Below are 14,925 nucleotides of genomic sequence, written 5' to 3'. Positions count from 1 at the left end.
GGGTACGCCAAATGTTGCAACCAAAGCGTACGAAGTTCCGCAAGCAGATGACAGGCCACAACCGTGGTCTGGCTCAGCGCGGTAGCAAAGTCAGCTTCGGCGAGTTCGCGCTGAAGTCTGTAGCTCGTGGTCGTCTCACCGCTCGTCAGATCGAGTCAGCGCGTCGTGCTCTGACCCGTCACGTTAAACGTGGCGGCAAGATCTGGATCCGTGTGTTCCCGGACAAGCCGATCTCCAAAAAGCCTCTCGAGGTTCGGATGGGTAAAGGTAAGGGTAACGTGGAATACTGGGTAGCCCAGATTCAGCCAGGCAAAGTCCTGTATGAAATCGAGGGTGTAACTGAAGAGCTGGCGCGTGAGGCTTTTGCCCTGGCTGCTGCAAAGCTGCCGCTCGCCACCGCCTTTGTTAAACGGACGGTGATGTGATGAAAGCGAATGAACTTCGTGAAAAATCCGCACAGCAGCTGAACGAGCAACTGCTCGGCCTGCTGCGCGACCAGTTCAATCTGCGTATGCAGAAAGCAACTGGCCAGTTGGGGCAGTCTCATCTGCTCTCGCAAGTTAAGCGTGACATCGCTCGCGTGAAGACTGTGCTCAACCAGCAGGCAGGTAAGTGATCATGGCTGAAGCCGAAAAGACTGTCCGTACGCTGACTGGCCGTGTTGTCAGCGACAAGATGGACAAAACCATCACCGTTTTGATCGAGCGTCGCGTTAAGCACCCGATCTACGGTAAATATGTTAAGCGTTCGACTAAGCTGCACGCGCACGACGAAACCAATCAGTGCCACATCGGCGACAAAGTCACTATTCGTGAAACTCGTCCGCTGGCCAAGACCAAGTCTTGGGCACTGGTTGATGTTCTCGAACGCGCTGTGGAAGTCTAAGGACTAGGGGTCGGAGAAATTATATGATTCAGACTCAATCCATGCTCGATGTGGCCGATAACAGCGGCGCTCGCCGTGTTATGTGCATCAAGGTGCTGGGTGGCTCCCATCGTCGTTACGCTGGTATCGGTGACATCATCAAGGTTACCGTCAAGGAAGCAATTCCTCGCGGTAAAGTGAAAAAAGGCCAAGTGATGACTGCTGTTGTAGTCCGCACTCGTCACGGCGTACGTCGTGCTGATGGCTCCATTATCCGCTTTGATGGCAACGCTGCTGTTCTTTTGAACAACAAGCAAGAGCCGATCGGCACCCGTATCTTTGGGCCAGTGACCCGTGAACTTCGTACTGAGAAGTTCATGAAGATCGTCTCGCTCGCCCCAGAAGTGCTGTAAGGAGATCCGACATGCAAAAGATTCGTCGTGACGACGAGATCATCGTGATCGCCGGCAAAGACAAAGGTAAGCGCGGTAAGGTGCTCAAGGTTCTCGCTAATAACCGTCTGGTTATCGGCGGTCTGAACCTGGTCAAGCGTCATACCAAGCCAAACCCGATGTCGGGCGTGCAAGGCGGTATCGTCGAAAAAGAAGCTCCACTGGACGCTTCTAACGTCGCCATTTTCAACGGCGAAACCAACAAGGCTGACCGCGTTGGTTTCAAAGTAGAAGACGGCAAGAAAATTCGTGTCTTCAAGTCGACCCAAAAAGCGGTTGATGCTTGAACACTGCTAGGTAGAAGACCATGGCACGACTAAAAGAGATTTACTGGAAAGAAATCGCACCGAAACTTAAGGAAGAACTTAAGCTTTCGAACGTGATGGAAGTTCCACGCGTTACCAAAATCACCCTGAACATGGGTCTGGGCGAAGCGGTCGGTGACAAAAAAGTCATCGAGCACGCTGTTGCTGACCTGGAAAAGATCACCGGTCAGAAAGTCGTTGTGACTTACGCTCGGAAATCCATCGCTGGCTTTAAAGTCCGTGAAGGTTGGCCGATCGGCGTCAAAGTGACTCTGCGCCGTGAGCGTATGTATGAATTCCTGGATCGTCTGCTGTCGATCTCCCTGCCTCGGGTTCGCGACTTCCGCGGCCTGAATGCCAAGTCCTTCGATGGTCGTGGTAACTACAGCATGGGCGTGAAAGAGCAGATCATCTTCCCGGAAATCGACTACGACAAGATCGATGCTCTCCGCGGTCTGGACATCACCCTGACCACCACTGCCAAGAACGATGATGAAGGTCGCGCCCTGCTGCGTGCTTTCAAATTCCCGTTCCGCAACTGATTGGAGTAGGACCATGGCCAAGATGAGCATGAAAAACCGCGAGCTGAAACGTCAGCTCACGGTTGCCAAGTACGCCAAGAAGCGTGCAGCACTGAAAGCAATCATCGTGGATCTGAACGCAAGTCCAGAAGCACGTTGGGAAGCGACAGTAGCTCTGCAGAAGCAGCCACGTGACGCAAGCGCTTCGCGCATGCGTAACCGCTGCCGCCTGACTGGTCGTCCGCACGGCGTTTACCGCAAGTTCGGCCTCGGCCGTAACAAACTGCGTGAAGCGGCAATGCGTGGTGACGTACCAGGTCTGGTTAAAGCCAGCTGGTAAGTACGTTCAGCGTCCCGGCGTCCTTTATCGCAAGATACTGACCGCCGGTGGCCTTGAATCTGGAACAAGCCCCTTTTGGGGCTTGTTTCATTTCCGGAGTGTGTCTAAAATACGCGGCTCGCCTGAGCCCGTGTTTTTTATGGCCGGAGATTCTCGGCGACATATGTAGCCGCAAGGCTAATTTTTTTGTATTAGGAGCGTCTAGCCCATGAGTATGCAGGACCCGTTAGCGGACATGCTAACTCGTATCCGTAATGCCCAGATGGCTGAAAAGTCCGTCGTAAGCATGCCATCTTCCAAGTTGAAGGTAGCTGTTGCCAAAGTCCTGAAAGACGAAGGCTACATTGCGGGTTATCAGATCAGCAGCGAAATCAAGCCACTGCTGTCCATCGAGCTGAAGTACTTCGAAGGCCGTTCGGTCATCGAGGAAGTGAAGCGCGTTAGCCGTCCAGGCCTGCGTCAGTACAAGTCCGCTGAAGATCTGCCGAAAGTTCGTGGCGGTCTGGGCGTGTCTATCGTCTCCACCAACAAAGGTGTGATGACGGATCGTGCTGCGCGCGCTGCCGGTGTCGGCGGCGAAGTTCTTTGCACTGTGTTCTAAGGGGGGATAAGCATGTCTCGCGTCGCTAAGAACCCCGTTAAGCTGCCAGCAGGTGTCGAAGTCAAATTCGCAGGCCAACAGCTTTCGGTGAAGGGTGCCAAGGGCACTCTTGAACTGAACATCCATTCGTCCGTTGAGATCGTTGAAGAAGCTGGTGAGTTGCGTTTCGCTGCTCGCAATGGCGATCAACAAACTCGCGCAATGGCCGGTACCACGCGTGCGTTGGTAAATAACATGGTCCAAGGCGTAAGCCAAGGCTTCGAGCGCAAGCTCCAGCTGGTCGGTGTTGGTTACAAAGCGCAAGCAAAAGGCACGGTTTTGAACCTGGCCCTTGGCTTCTCGCACCCAGTGGATTACGAACTGCCGGAAGGCATCACCGCTGAGACCCCTAGCCAAACCGATATCCTGATCAAGGGTATCGATAAGCAGCTGGTAGGTCAGGTGGCCGCTGAGATCCGCGACTTCCGTCCACCAGAGCCGTACAAAGGCAAAGGTGTGCGCTACGCGGACGAAGTCGTCCGTCGTAAAGAAGCCAAGAAGAAGTAGGGCATAGCAAATGACCGACAAAAAAGTTACTCGACTGCGTCGCGCTCGCAAAGCACGCCTGAAAATGCACGAACTCGAAGTCGTGCGTCTCTGCGTGTATCGCTCGTCGCAGCACATTTACGCCCAGGTCATCTCGGCCGACGGCAACCAGGTCCTGGCAAGCGCCTCGACTTTGGATAAAGAACTGCGTGATGGTGCCACCGGCAACATCGACGCGGCCACAAAGGTTGGCCAGCTGGTCGCTACGCGTGCTAAGGCCGCTGGCGTCTCGCAAGTGGCTTTCGACCGCTCTGGCTTCAAGTACCACGGCCGCGTTAAAGCGCTGGCTGATGCTGCTCGTGAAGCTGGGCTGGAGTTCTAAGTTATGTCAAATAACGACCAAAAGCGCGACGAAGGCTACATTGAGAAGCTGGTTCAAGTTAACCGCGTAGCCAAAACCGTTAAAGGCGGCCGTATCTTCACTTTCACCGCGTTGACCGTGGTGGGTGATGGTAAAGGGCGTGTTGGCTTCGGCCGTGGCAAGTCACGTGAAGTGCCTGCTGCGATCCAGAAGGCAATGGAAGCTGCTCGTCGCAACATGATCCAAGTTGATCTGAACGGCACCACGCTGCAATACGCAATGAAGTCCGCCCATGGCGCTTCGAAGGTGTACATGCAGCCTGCTTCTGAAGGTACCGGTATCATCGCTGGCGGCGCTATGCGTGCTGTCCTCGAAGTTGCTGGCGTTCAGAACGTTCTGGCCAAGTGCTACGGCTCGACTAACCCGGTAAACGTGGTTCACGCCACTTTCAAGGGTCTGAAAGCCATGCAATCTCCTGAGTCCATTGCCGCCAAGCGTGGCTTGACCGTCAAGGAGATCTTCTGATCATGGCTACCGTTAAAGTAACGCTGATCAAAAGCATGACCGGCCGCATTCCTAACCACAAACTGTGCGTTAAGGGTTTGGGTCTGCGTCGCATCGGTCACACTGTAGAAGTCCAGGATACTCCCGAGAATCGCGGGATGATCAACAAGGCTTACTACATGCTGCGTGTAGAGGGTTAATCGATGAAACTCAATGATCTGAGTCCAGCGCCGGGTTCCCGTCGCGAAAAGCATCGTCCGGGCCGTGGTATCGGTAGCGGTTTGGGTAAGACTGGTGGCCGTGGCCACAAGGGTCAAACCTCCCGCTCCGGTGGCACCATCGCTCCAGGCTTTGAAGGCGGTCAACAGCCGCTGCATCGTCGCCTGCCCAAGTTCGGTTTCGTTTCCCTGAAAGCCATGGACCGCGCAGAAGTGCGTCTGTCCGAGCTGGCTAAAGTGGAAGGCGACATCGTTACTGTGCAGACCCTGAAAGATGCCAACGTGATCAACGTCAACGTACAGCGTGTGAAAATCATGCTGTCCGGTGAAGTGACTCGCGCTGTCACTATCGGCAAGGGAATCGGCGCCACCAAAGGTGCGCGTTCGGCTATCGAAGCAGCTGGCGGCAAGTTCGAGGAATAAATGGCTAAGCAAGGTGCTCTCTCAGCGCTCGGCAAAGGCGGTATGTCTGAACTTTGGGCTCGTCTGCGTTTTCTGTTCCTGGCGATTATCGTCTACCGAATAGGCGCACACATCCCGGTTCCAGGTATCAACCCGGACCGACTCGCAGACCTGTTTCGACAGAATGAGGGGACCATTCTTAGCTTGTTCAACATGTTTTCCGGCGGCGCGCTGGAACGGATGAGCATCTTTGCACTGGGGATCATGCCGTACATTTCGGCATCGATCATCATGCAACTGATGACCGCCGTCAGCCCGCAACTGGAGCAGTTGAAGAAGGAAGGTGAAGCTGGTCGTCGCAAGATTAGCCAGTACACCCGCTACGGCACTGTCGTCCTCGCCCTTGTTCAAGCTATCGGCATGTCCGTTGGCCTGGCAGGGCAGGGCGTTGCGTTCACTGGTGACTTTGGCTTCCATTTCGTCGCGGTATCCACTTTTGTGGCTGGTGCGATGTTCATGATGTGGCTGGGTGAGCAGATTACTGAGCGTGGTGTTGGTAACGGTATCTCGATGTTGATTTTCGCAGGTATCGTCGCCGGTCTTCCGAGAGCAATCGGGCAGTCTTTCGAGTCTGCACGTCAGGGTGATATCAATATCTTTGCCTTGGTTGCCATCGGTTTGCTGGCAGTAGCGATTATCGGTTTTGTGGTGTTCATTGAGCGTGGCCAGCGTCGTATTGCTGTTCACTACGCCAAGCGTCAGCAGGGCCGCAAGGTCTTTGCTGCGCAGACAAGCCACTTGCCGCTGAAAGTGAATATGGCCGGTGTTATCCCGGCAATTTTCGCGAGCAGCATTTTGCTGTTTCCGGCTTCGTTGGGTACCTGGTTTGGTCAGTCCGAAAATATGGGCTGGCTGCAGGACCTCTCTCAGTCGATCGCTCCTGGTCAGCCGTTGAATATTCTGCTGTTTAGTGCAGGGATTATTTTCTTCTGCTTCTTCTATACGGCGTTGATGTTCAATCCGAAAGACGTAGCGGAAAACCTGAAGAAGTCCGGTGCCTTTATTCCGGGCATCCGTCCAGGTGAGCAGTCTGCACGCTACATTGATGGCGTTTTGACTCGCTTGACCCTGTTCGGTGCTCTATATATGACGGCCGTGTGCCTGTTGCCCCAGTTTCTGGTGGTTGCAGCAAACGTTCCGTTCTACCTTGGCGGGACCTCGTTGCTGATCGTGGTCGTGGTTGTGATGGACTTCATGTCCCAAGTACAATCGCACCTCGTTTCGCACCAGTACGAATCCCTGATGAAGAAAGCCAACCTGAAGGGCTACGGCAGCGGCATGTTGCGCTGAGTACCCCATAAGGTTCGAGGAGTTGGTGATGAAAGTTCGTGCATCGGTGAAAAAGCTGTGCCGTAACTGCAAGATTATTCGCCGCGAAGGTGTTGTTCGAGTAATTTGCAGCGCGGAACCGCGTCACAAACAGCGCCAAGGCTGAGTGTGATCCGCTTGAAGCCCGGCAGCTAGTGCGCTGCCGGGTTGATTATTTGTTATTACAGCGATATTATCTCGCGCCCTATTTCTTGGCTTCCGGGGCGTAGGTAGCTGTCAATTGGAGTCCCACTGAATGGCCCGTATTGCAGGCGTTAACATTCCAGATAACAAGCACACTGTTATCTCGCTGACCTACATCTATGGTGTTGGTCGCACTACTGCGCAGAAAATTTGCGCAGATACTGGGGTAAACCCAGCCGCAAAGATCAAGGATCTGAGCGACGAGCAGATTGAGCTGTTGCGTGGCGAAGTGGCGAAGTTCACCACTGAAGGTGACCTGCGTCGCGAAATCAACATGAAAATCAAGCGTTTGATGGACCTCGGTTGCTACCGTGGTCTGCGTCATCGTCGTGGTCTTCCAGTGCGCGGTCAGCGTACCAAGACTAACGCGCGTACCCGTAAAGGTCCGCGTAAGCCGATCCGCAAGTAATCGCCCACGCGAATCGACAGGAAAATTATCATGGCAAAACCTGCTGCTCGTCCTCGTAAAAAAGTTAAAAAGACAGTGGTTGATGGCATCGCCCACATCCATGCATCTTTTAACAACACAATCGTGACCATCACCGACCGTCAAGGTAACGCGCTTTCTTGGGCTACCTCCGGTGGTTCGGGTTTCCGCGGTTCCCGCAAGTCCACCCCGTTTGCTGCTCAAGTAGCTGCTGAACGTGCTGGTCAAGCTGCGCTGGAATATGGCCTGAAAAACCTCGACGTTAACGTCAAGGGTCCAGGTCCAGGTCGTGAGTCTGCTGTCCGTGCTTTGAACGGCTGTGGCTATAAGATCGCCAGCATCACCGACGTGACGCCAATCCCGCACAACGGGTGCCGTCCGCCGAAGAAGCGCCGCGTGTAATCCAGGAGATTGTAAAGAATGGCTCGTTACATTGGTCCAAAATGCAAACTCGCTCGTCGTGAAGGCACCGATCTCTTTCTGAAGAGCGGCGTGCGCGCGATCGAATCGAAGTGCAACATTGAAGCAGCACCTGGTATCCACGGCCAACGCCGCGGTCGCCAGTCCGACTACGGCACCCAACTGCGTGAAAAGCAGAAGGTACGTCGTATCTACGGCGTTCTCGAGCGTCAGTTCAGCGGCTACTACAAAGAAGCTGCTGGCAAGAAAGGTGCAACCGGTGAAAACCTGCTGCAACTGCTCGAATGCCGTCTGGACAACGTTGTATACCGTATGGGCTTTGGTTCGACTCGCGCCGAATCCCGTCAGCTGGTATCGCACAAATCCGTCAGCGTAAACGGCCAAACCGTTAACGTACCGTCTTACCAGGTTCGTGCTGGTGACGTGGTCGCGATTCGCGAGAAAGCAAAAAACCAACTTCGCATTGTCCAAGCTCTCGATCTGTGTGCCCAACGTGGCCGCGTAGAATGGGTAGAAGTAGACACTGAGAAGAAGTCGGGCGTTTTCAAGAACGTTCCTGCTCGCAGTGATCTGTCCGCCGACATCAACGAAAGCCTGATTGTCGAGCTCTACTCCAAGTAAGGGCTAGAAAATAGGTGCATCCATGCAGATTTCGGTAAATGAGTTCCTGACACCCCGCCACATTGATGTGCAGGTTGTCAGTCCAACCCGCGCCAAGATCACTCTCGAGCCTCTCGAGCGTGGTTTTGGCCACACCCTGGGCAACGCGCTGCGACGCATCCTGTTGTCCTCAATGCCCGGCTGTGCAGTAGTCGAGGCCGAGATTGACGGTGTGCTCCACGAGTACAGCGCCATCGAAGGTGTACAGGAAGACGTAATTGAAATCCTGTTGAACCTTAAAGGTCTGGCTATCAAGCTGCACGGTCGTGACGAAGTTACGCTGACCTTGTCGAAGAAGGGTTCGGGGGTGGTTACCGCTGCCGATATTCAGCTGGATCATGATGTCGAGATCGTTAACCCCGATCACGTAATCGCTAACCTGGCGTCTAACGGCGCCCTGAACATGAAGCTCACTGTAGCTCGTGGTCGTGGTTATGAACCGGCCGACTCGCGTCAGAGCGATGAAGATGAAAGCCGCAGCATTGGTCGCTTGCAGCTTGACTCTTCGTTCAGCCCGGTTCGCCGTATCGCATACGTGGTGGAAAACGCCCGTGTCGAGCAGCGTACTAACCTGGACAAGCTGGTTATTGATCTGGAAACCAACGGTACTCTGGATCCTGAAGAGGCTATCCGCCGCGCTGCAACCATTCTGCAACAGCAGTTGGCTGCGTTCGTCGACCTCAAAGGTGACAGCGAACCAGTGGTAATCGAGCAGGAAGACGAGATCGATCCGATCCTGCTTCGCCCGGTTGACGATCTGGAACTGACTGTACGTTCGGCTAACTGCCTTAAGGCGGAAAACATTTACTACATCGGCGACCTGATTCAGCGTACCGAAGTAGAACTGTTGAAGACTCCGAACCTGGGCAAGAAATCCTTGACTGAAATCAAGGACGTTCTGGCCTCCCGCGGTCTGTCCCTCGGCATGCGCCTCGACAACTGGCCGCCTGCAAGTCTTAAGAAGGACGACAAGGCGACTGCCTGATCGTCGTAATCACCGAACGTGAGTTTGGTAAGGAATGAACCATGCGTCATCGTAAAAGTGGTCGTCACCTGAGCCGTACCAGCTCGCACCGCAAGGCCATGTTTCAAAACATGGCGGTGTCGCTGTTCGAGCACGAGCTGATCAAAACTACACTGCCGAAAGCTAAAGAACTGCGTCGCGTTGCTGAGCCGCTGATCACTTTGGCCAAGACAGACAGCCTGGCTAACCGCCGTCTGGCTTTCGACCGTACTCGCTCGAAAGCTATCGTTGGTAAGCTCTTCAACGACCTGGGCAAGCGTTATGCTACCCGTGAGGGTGGCTACCTGCGCATCCTCAAGTGCGGTTTCCGCGCTGGCGACAACGCGCCTATGGCGTATGTCGAGTTGGTTGATCGTGCTACTGCCGGCGAAGCTGTAAGCGCCGAGTAAGACGACAAGCTGTATCGAAGAACCGGGCCTAGTGCCCGGTTTTTTGTGGGCGTAAATAAACCCACTATCCTCATCAGACTGCCGCGCTTACAAGCCGATATCTATTTGTGCTGTGACGCGTTAGTTATTTTCTATCAAAGACCATGATTTAATGAATTTGATGGTGTCATCTTGATGGTCGATACTCCTTCCAAGCCGATTAGCCGGCAGTTCCATGACTGACCTGAGGAAGATTGAGCATGAGCCAGAACAAAATCCTTACCACCGCCAGCGGCGCGCCCGTCGCGGATAACCAGAATTCCCGCTCGGCGGGGCCACGTGGTCCGTTGCTGCTCGATGATTTTCACCTGATCGAAAAACTCGCTCACTTCAATCGCGAGAACATCCCTGAACGTCGCGTCCACGCCAAGGGTTCGGGCGCGTACGGCACGTTCACCGTTACCCAGGACATCACTCAATACACCAGCGCCAAGCTGTTCGAATCGGTCGGCAAGCAAACGCCTACGTTCCTGCGATTCTCTACTGTGGGGGGTGAACGTGGTTCTGCGGATACCGAGCGTGATCCGCGCGGTTTTGCCTTGAAGTTCTACACCGAAGAAGGTAACTGGGACATTGTGGGCAATAACACGCCCGTGTTCTTCATCCGTGACCCGCTGAAATTCCCGGATTTTATCCACACTCAAAAACGTCTGCCGCAGAGCAACTTGAAAAGCGCCCAGATGATGTGGGACTTTTGGTCGCACTCCCCCGAGGCGCTGCACCAAGTCACCATTCTGTTTTCCGACCGTGGTATCCCGGACGGCTACCGTCACATGCACGGCTTCGGCAGCCATACTTACAGCCTGATCAACGCCCGGGGCGAGCGTCACTGGGTCAAGTGGCATTACAAAACCCAACAGGGCATCAAAAACCTGGCGCCGGCTGAAGCTGCTCGCCTGGCGGGCACCGACCCTGATTACGCCCAGCGCGACCTGTTTGGCGCAATCGAGCGCGGTGATTTCCCGAAATGGCGCGTCTGCATTCAGATCATGACTGAGGCCCAGGCCAACGCTCACTACGAGAACCCTTTCGACGTGACCAAGACTTGGTCGCAAAAGGAATTCCCGCTGATCGAAGTCGGCGAGCTGGAACTCAACCGCAACCCGCAGAACTACTTCGCTGAGGTAGAGCAGGCCGCCTTCGGCCCAAGCAACATGGTGCCAGGTGTGGGGTTATCCCCAGACCGCATGCTGCAAGGTCGCGTCTTCGCTTATGCCGATGCTCATCGCTACCGTGTCGGTACCAATCACCAGCAGTTGCCGGTGAATGCTCCACGCAATCAGGTGAACAGCTATCAGCGCGACGGCTCAATGGCGTTTGGCAGCAACGGTGGCTCGGCACCCAACTACGAGCCCAACAGCTACGCCGATGCTCCCAAACAAGCGCCGCAGTACGCTGAGCCTGCTCTGGCACTGAACGGTACGGCTGATCGCCACGATCACCGCGAAGACACCGATTACTACAGCCACGCCGGTGCATTGTTCCGCCTGATGACCGACGATCAGAGAGCGCTGCTTACCAGCAACATCGCCGGTGCAATGGCGGGTGTATCCAGTGAGGTAGTTCAGCGTCAGTTGCAGCACTTCTACAAGGCAGATCCTGCTTATGGAGAAGCAATCGCAACCGCACTGGGTGTATCGCTTAACTAACTCTAAACGATAAGCAGAACCGCCCTCATTTGGGCGGTTTTTGCGTTATTTCAGCCACTTTTCTCAGGAAATCTTCACTTTTCTGCCGTTGGTCTCGTGACCAGAACGTCGGCATGGTTCAAACTACAGACTTTCAAGCAGGGAGATGTAGGGCGATGCAAGGTCACCCCGACGTAATCGATTACCTCAACACGTTGCTGACGGGCGAACTGGCAGCTCGTGACCAATACTTCATCCACTCGCGCATGTACGAAGACTGGGGCTTTACCGAGCTCTACGAGCGTATCAATCACGAAATGGAAGAAGAGGCACAGCACGCCGACGCTTTGATGCGCCGCATTCTGATGCTCGAAGGCACGCCACGCATGCGTCCTGACGACCTGGACGTGGGTACCACGGTGCCTGACATGCTCGCCGCCGATTTGCGCCTTGAGTACAAGGTGCGTGCCGCGCTCTGCAAAGGCATCGAACTGTGCGAGCAGCACAACGACTATGTCACCCGGGAAATCCTGCGGGTGCAGTTGAATGACACCGAAGAAGATCACACTTACTGGCTCGAAAAGCAGCTGGGCCTGATCAAGCTGATTGGTCTGGAAAATTACCTGCAATCGCAGTTCTGACGTCAGACGGTAAAAAGCCCCTGACACCGATGAGGTGACAGGGGCTTTTTATTGGCCGATCCATCAGGCCCTGTCGCGCGCCAACAACGGTTTCAAGTAGTAACCGGTGTGTGATTGCGACATCTCGGAGACTTGCTCCGGCGTACCCACCGCAATAATCTGACCCCCCTTGGAGCCGCCTTCCGGCCCCAGGTCCACCAGCCAGTCTGCGGTTTTGATCACATCGAGGTTGTGCTCAATCACCACCACCGTGTTGCCGTGATCGCGCAAGCGGTGCAACACATCCAGCAACTGCTGGATATCCGCAAAGTGCAGGCCTGTGGTGGGCTCATCGAGGATATACAAGGTTTTACCCGTGTCGCGCTTGGACAGCTCGCGAGACAGCTTCACCCGTTGCGCCTCGCCACCAGACAGCGTGGTCGCCGACTGGCCCAGCTTGATGTACGACAAACCCACATCCATCAGCGTCTGCAGCTTGCGCGCCAGCGCCGGAACCGCGTCGAAGAACTCCCGCGCTTCCTCGATCGTCATTTCCAGGGTTTCGTGGATGTTCTTGCCCTTGTACTTCACCTCAAGGGTTTCGCGGTTATAGCGCTTGCTCTTGCACACGTCGCATGGCACGTAGATGTCCGGCAGGAAGTGCATCTCCACCTTGATCAGACCATCGCCCTGGCAAGCCTCGCAGCGACCGCCCTTGACGTTGAACGAGAAACGCCCAGGCCCATAGCCCCGCGAACGGGATTCCGGCACGCCGGCGAACAATTCGCGAATCGGCGTGAACAACCCGGTATAGGTGGCTGGATTGGAGCGCGGCGTACGGCCAATCGGGCTTTGGTCGATATCCACCACCTTGTCCAGATGCTCCAGGCCCTTGATGCTGTCATGCGCTGCGGCTTCCAGCGTGGTCGCGCCATTGAGGGCCGTCGCGCTTAACGGAAACAGCGTGTTATTGATCAGCGTGGACTTGCCCGAGCCGGACACGCCGGTAACGCAGGTCAGCAGGCCCAGCGGGATTTCCAGGTCGACATTGCGCAAGTTGTTGCCACGCGCGCCCTTGAGGTGCAGCGCCATCTTCTTGTTACGCGGCGTACGCTTGGCTGGTACCTGGATCTTCACGCGGCCAGACAGGTACTTGCCGGTCAGCGAGTCCGGGTGAGCCATGACTTCGGCAGGTGTGCCTTCGGCGACAATGTGCCCGCCATGCACGCCGGCCCCCGGGCCGATATCGACCACATAGTCCGCCAGACGAATCGCGTCTTCATCGTGCTCTACCACGATCACGGTATTGCCGATATCGCGCAGGTGTTTCAACGTTCCCAGCAGACGGTCGTTGTCGCGCTGGTGCAAGCCAATGGATGGCTCATCAAGAATGTACAACACGCCGACCAGACCCGCGCCAATCTGACTGGCCAGGCGGATCCGCTGTGCCTCACCGCCCGACAGCGTGTCTGCGCTGCGATCCAGCGACAGGTAATCGAGCCCAACGTTGACCAGAAACTGCAGGCGCTCGCGGATTTCCTTGAGGATCTTGTCGGCAATTTCCCCACGGCGGCCGGTCAGTTTGAGTCCGCCAAAGTATTCACAGGCATCACCGATCGGCAGGCCGGTCACCGCTGGCAAGGTCTTTTCTCCCACCCACACGTGGCGCGCTTCGCGGCGCAGGCGAGTGCCACGGCAGTCCGGGCAAGGCTGGGTGCTGAGGAACTTCGCCAGCTCTTCACGCACACTCGCCGATTCAGTCTCACGGTAGCGACGTTCCAGGTTCGGTACGATGCCCTCGAACGGGTGTGAGCGCTTGACGATATCGCCTCGATCGTTGAGGTATTTGAAATCGACGTTCTGCGAGCCGCTGCCGGTGAGGATGACCTTCTGCTGCTCTGCCGGCAGTTGGTTGAAGGGCACTTCAAGGCTGAACTTGTAGTGAGACGCCAACGAGCCAAGCATCTGGAAGTAATAGACGTTGCGCCGGTCCCAGCCGCGTATCGCCCCCTCGGCCAGTGTCAGTTCCCCATTGACCAGGCGCTTGATGTCGAAGAACTGCTTCACCCCCAGGCCGTCACAGGTCGGGCAGGCGCCGGCCGGGTTGTTGAAGGAAAACAACTTGGGTTCCAGCTCGCTGATGGCATGCCCGCAGACCGGGCAGGCGAAGCGTGCGGAGAAGATGATCTCTTCGCCCGGCTCGTCGTCCATCGGCGCCACCAGGGCGATACCGTCCGCCAGCTTCAGTGCGGTCTCAAAAGACTCTGCCAGGCGCTGCTGCAGGTCAGCGCGCACCTTGAAGCGGTCGACCACCACATCGATGGAGTGCTTCTTCTGCTTGTCGAGCTTCGGCGCTTCGTCCAGCTCATAGAGCTTGCCGTTGATCCGCGCGCGCACGAAACCCTGGGCACGCAGCTCTTCGAAAACAGAAAGGTGTTCACCCTTGCGCTCGCGAATCACCGGCGCCAGCAGCATCAGCTTGGCGCCTTCCGGCAGGGCCAGCACCAGGTCGACCATCTGGCTGACGGTCTGGGCTTCCAGCGGAATGTCGTGATCCGGGCAGCGGGGAATACCCACGCGCGCGTACAGCAGACGCAGGTAGTCGTAGATTTCGGTGATGGTGCCCACGGTGGAGCGCGGGTTGTGGGAGGTCGATTTCTGTTCGATGGAAATGGCCGGCGACAAGCCTTCAATGGTGTCGACGTCGGGTTTTTCCATCATCGACAGGAACTGGCGGGCATAGGCCGACAGCGATTCCACGTAGCGACGCTGGCCTTCGGCATACAGCGTGTCGAACGCCAGGGACGATTTGCCCGAGCCGGACAGGCCGGTGATGACGATCAGTTTGTCCCGGGGCAGGGTCAGGTCAATGTTCTTCAGGTTGTGGGTTCTAGCCCCACGAATCAGGATCTTGTCCAAGATGGCCTCGCACGGCGGGCGTAAATAATGCCGGAGTATACGGCTAAAGACTGGATGAATATACACTGTCAAAAGGCCGCTTGCAGCCTTGCATGAAAGCTGCGCGGCAAAGCGCCGCATATACCCTCTCAATC

The 14,925-nt window shown here is 55.8% G+C and carries 23 protein-coding genes; 22 read left to right on the top strand and 1 reads right to left on the bottom strand.

Translation table 11 applies throughout. From position 1 onward, the window contains the following. Positions 1-11 precede the first annotated feature (11 nt). From rplP to bfr, 22 genes are all read left to right on the top strand, one after another. The gene (gene rplP, locus LUB09_RS20460) at positions 12-425 is read left to right on the top strand and encodes a 50S ribosomal protein L16 (RefSeq protein WP_003232424.1); all 414 of its coding nucleotides are present in this window, start codon (positions 12-14) and stop codon (positions 423-425) included. Next, positions 425-616, top strand: coding sequence for a 50S ribosomal protein L29 (gene rpmC / locus LUB09_RS20455; protein ID WP_002555481.1), 192 nt, complete (start codon positions 425-427; stop codon positions 614-616). The genes rplP and rpmC overlap by 1 nt, the downstream gene beginning before the upstream one ends. 2 nt (positions 617-618) lie before the next feature. Next, entirely contained in the window at positions 619-885 is a 267-nt protein-coding gene (gene rpsQ, locus LUB09_RS20450; protein ID WP_003176419.1) for a 30S ribosomal protein S17, read from the top strand. A 23-nt stretch (positions 886-908) separates the two neighbouring features. Continuing rightward, complete coding sequence (gene rplN, locus LUB09_RS20445) at positions 909-1,277, top strand: 50S ribosomal protein L14 (RefSeq protein WP_002555479.1); 369 nt, start codon at positions 909-911, stop codon at positions 1,275-1,277. A gap of 11 nt (positions 1,278-1,288) precedes the next feature. After that, on the top strand, positions 1,289-1,603 hold the full coding sequence (gene rplX, locus LUB09_RS20440; RefSeq protein WP_003176416.1) for a 50S ribosomal protein L24: 315 nt from the start codon (positions 1,289-1,291) through the stop codon (positions 1,601-1,603). 20 nt (positions 1,604-1,623) lie between these two features. Then, the gene (rplE, locus tag LUB09_RS20435; RefSeq protein ID WP_003176415.1) at positions 1,624-2,163 is read left to right on the top strand and encodes a 50S ribosomal protein L5; all 540 of its coding nucleotides are present in this window, start codon (positions 1,624-1,626) and stop codon (positions 2,161-2,163) included. A 13-nt stretch (positions 2,164-2,176) separates the two neighbouring features. Then, positions 2,177-2,482: a 30S ribosomal protein S14 gene (gene rpsN, locus LUB09_RS20430; protein WP_003176414.1), complete on the top strand. Its 306-nt coding sequence runs from the start codon at positions 2,177-2,179 to the stop codon at positions 2,480-2,482. Between the two features lie 208 nt (positions 2,483-2,690). Beyond that, a complete protein-coding gene (rpsH, locus tag LUB09_RS20425; RefSeq protein ID WP_003176413.1) occupies positions 2,691-3,083 on the top strand; it encodes a 30S ribosomal protein S8 in 393 nt (130 codons plus the stop codon). 12 nt (positions 3,084-3,095) lie between these two features. Further along, positions 3,096-3,629 (top strand): 50S ribosomal protein L6, encoded by a 534-nt coding sequence (gene rplF / locus LUB09_RS20420; protein WP_003176412.1) that lies wholly within the window; start codon positions 3,096-3,098, stop codon positions 3,627-3,629. A gap of 10 nt (positions 3,630-3,639) precedes the next feature. Beyond that, complete coding sequence (rplR, locus tag LUB09_RS20415) at positions 3,640-3,990, top strand: 50S ribosomal protein L18 (RefSeq protein WP_003176410.1); 351 nt, start codon at positions 3,640-3,642, stop codon at positions 3,988-3,990. A gap of 3 nt (positions 3,991-3,993) precedes the next feature. Beyond that, positions 3,994-4,494: a 30S ribosomal protein S5 gene (gene rpsE, locus LUB09_RS20410; protein ID WP_003176409.1), complete on the top strand. Its 501-nt coding sequence runs from the start codon at positions 3,994-3,996 to the stop codon at positions 4,492-4,494. A 2-nt stretch (positions 4,495-4,496) separates the two neighbouring features. Continuing rightward, on the top strand, positions 4,497-4,673 hold the full coding sequence (rpmD, locus tag LUB09_RS20405; protein ID WP_003176408.1) for a 50S ribosomal protein L30: 177 nt from the start codon (positions 4,497-4,499) through the stop codon (positions 4,671-4,673). A 3-nt stretch (positions 4,674-4,676) separates the two neighbouring features. Further along, positions 4,677-5,114: a 50S ribosomal protein L15 gene (rplO, locus tag LUB09_RS20400; RefSeq protein ID WP_003176407.1), complete on the top strand. Its 438-nt coding sequence runs from the start codon at positions 4,677-4,679 to the stop codon at positions 5,112-5,114. Beyond that, a complete protein-coding gene (gene secY / locus LUB09_RS20395; RefSeq protein ID WP_003194637.1) occupies positions 5,115-6,443 on the top strand; it encodes a preprotein translocase subunit SecY in 1,329 nt (442 codons plus the stop codon). A gap of 28 nt (positions 6,444-6,471) precedes the next feature. Further along, positions 6,472-6,588 (top strand): 50S ribosomal protein L36, encoded by a 117-nt coding sequence (rpmJ, locus tag LUB09_RS20390; RefSeq protein ID WP_002555468.1) that lies wholly within the window; start codon positions 6,472-6,474, stop codon positions 6,586-6,588. A gap of 129 nt (positions 6,589-6,717) precedes the next feature. Continuing rightward, positions 6,718-7,074 (top strand): 30S ribosomal protein S13, encoded by a 357-nt coding sequence (gene rpsM, locus LUB09_RS20385; protein WP_003210063.1) that lies wholly within the window; start codon positions 6,718-6,720, stop codon positions 7,072-7,074. Between the two features lie 30 nt (positions 7,075-7,104). Next, a complete protein-coding gene (gene rpsK, locus LUB09_RS20380; RefSeq protein ID WP_002555466.1) occupies positions 7,105-7,494 on the top strand; it encodes a 30S ribosomal protein S11 in 390 nt (129 codons plus the stop codon). An 18-nt stretch (positions 7,495-7,512) separates the two neighbouring features. Further along, on the top strand, positions 7,513-8,133 hold the full coding sequence (rpsD, locus tag LUB09_RS20375) for a 30S ribosomal protein S4 (protein ID WP_003210056.1): 621 nt from the start codon (positions 7,513-7,515) through the stop codon (positions 8,131-8,133). Between the two features lie 22 nt (positions 8,134-8,155). Beyond that, positions 8,156-9,157 (top strand): DNA-directed RNA polymerase subunit alpha, encoded by a 1,002-nt coding sequence (locus tag LUB09_RS20370; RefSeq protein WP_003176403.1) that lies wholly within the window; start codon positions 8,156-8,158, stop codon positions 9,155-9,157. Between the two features lie 41 nt (positions 9,158-9,198). After that, entirely contained in the window at positions 9,199-9,585 is a 387-nt protein-coding gene (gene rplQ, locus LUB09_RS20365; protein WP_003176402.1) for a 50S ribosomal protein L17, read from the top strand. A gap of 239 nt (positions 9,586-9,824) precedes the next feature. After that, positions 9,825-11,273 carry a catalase gene (locus LUB09_RS20360; RefSeq protein WP_231423552.1) on the top strand — a complete coding sequence of 483 codons (1,449 nt, stop codon included), beginning with the start codon at positions 9,825-9,827 and terminating at the stop codon, positions 11,271-11,273. A gap of 155 nt (positions 11,274-11,428) precedes the next feature. Continuing rightward, on the top strand, positions 11,429-11,893 hold the full coding sequence (gene bfr, locus LUB09_RS20355; protein ID WP_003176400.1) for a bacterioferritin: 465 nt from the start codon (positions 11,429-11,431) through the stop codon (positions 11,891-11,893). 63 nt (positions 11,894-11,956) lie between these two features. On the opposite strand, the gene uvrA is transcribed toward bfr, so the two are convergent. Next, on the bottom strand, positions 11,957-14,791 hold the full coding sequence (gene uvrA / locus LUB09_RS20350; protein ID WP_209985401.1) for an excinuclease ABC subunit UvrA: 2,835 nt from the start codon (positions 14,789-14,791) through the stop codon (positions 11,957-11,959). Positions 14,792-14,925: the final 134 nt, after the last annotated feature.

The sequence above is a fragment of the Pseudomonas sp. Leaf59 genome, from assembly GCF_920984685.1.
GTDB lineage: Bacteria > Pseudomonadota > Gammaproteobacteria > Pseudomonadales > Pseudomonadaceae > Aquipseudomonas.
This window is presented reverse-complemented; position numbering and strand designations above follow the sequence as displayed.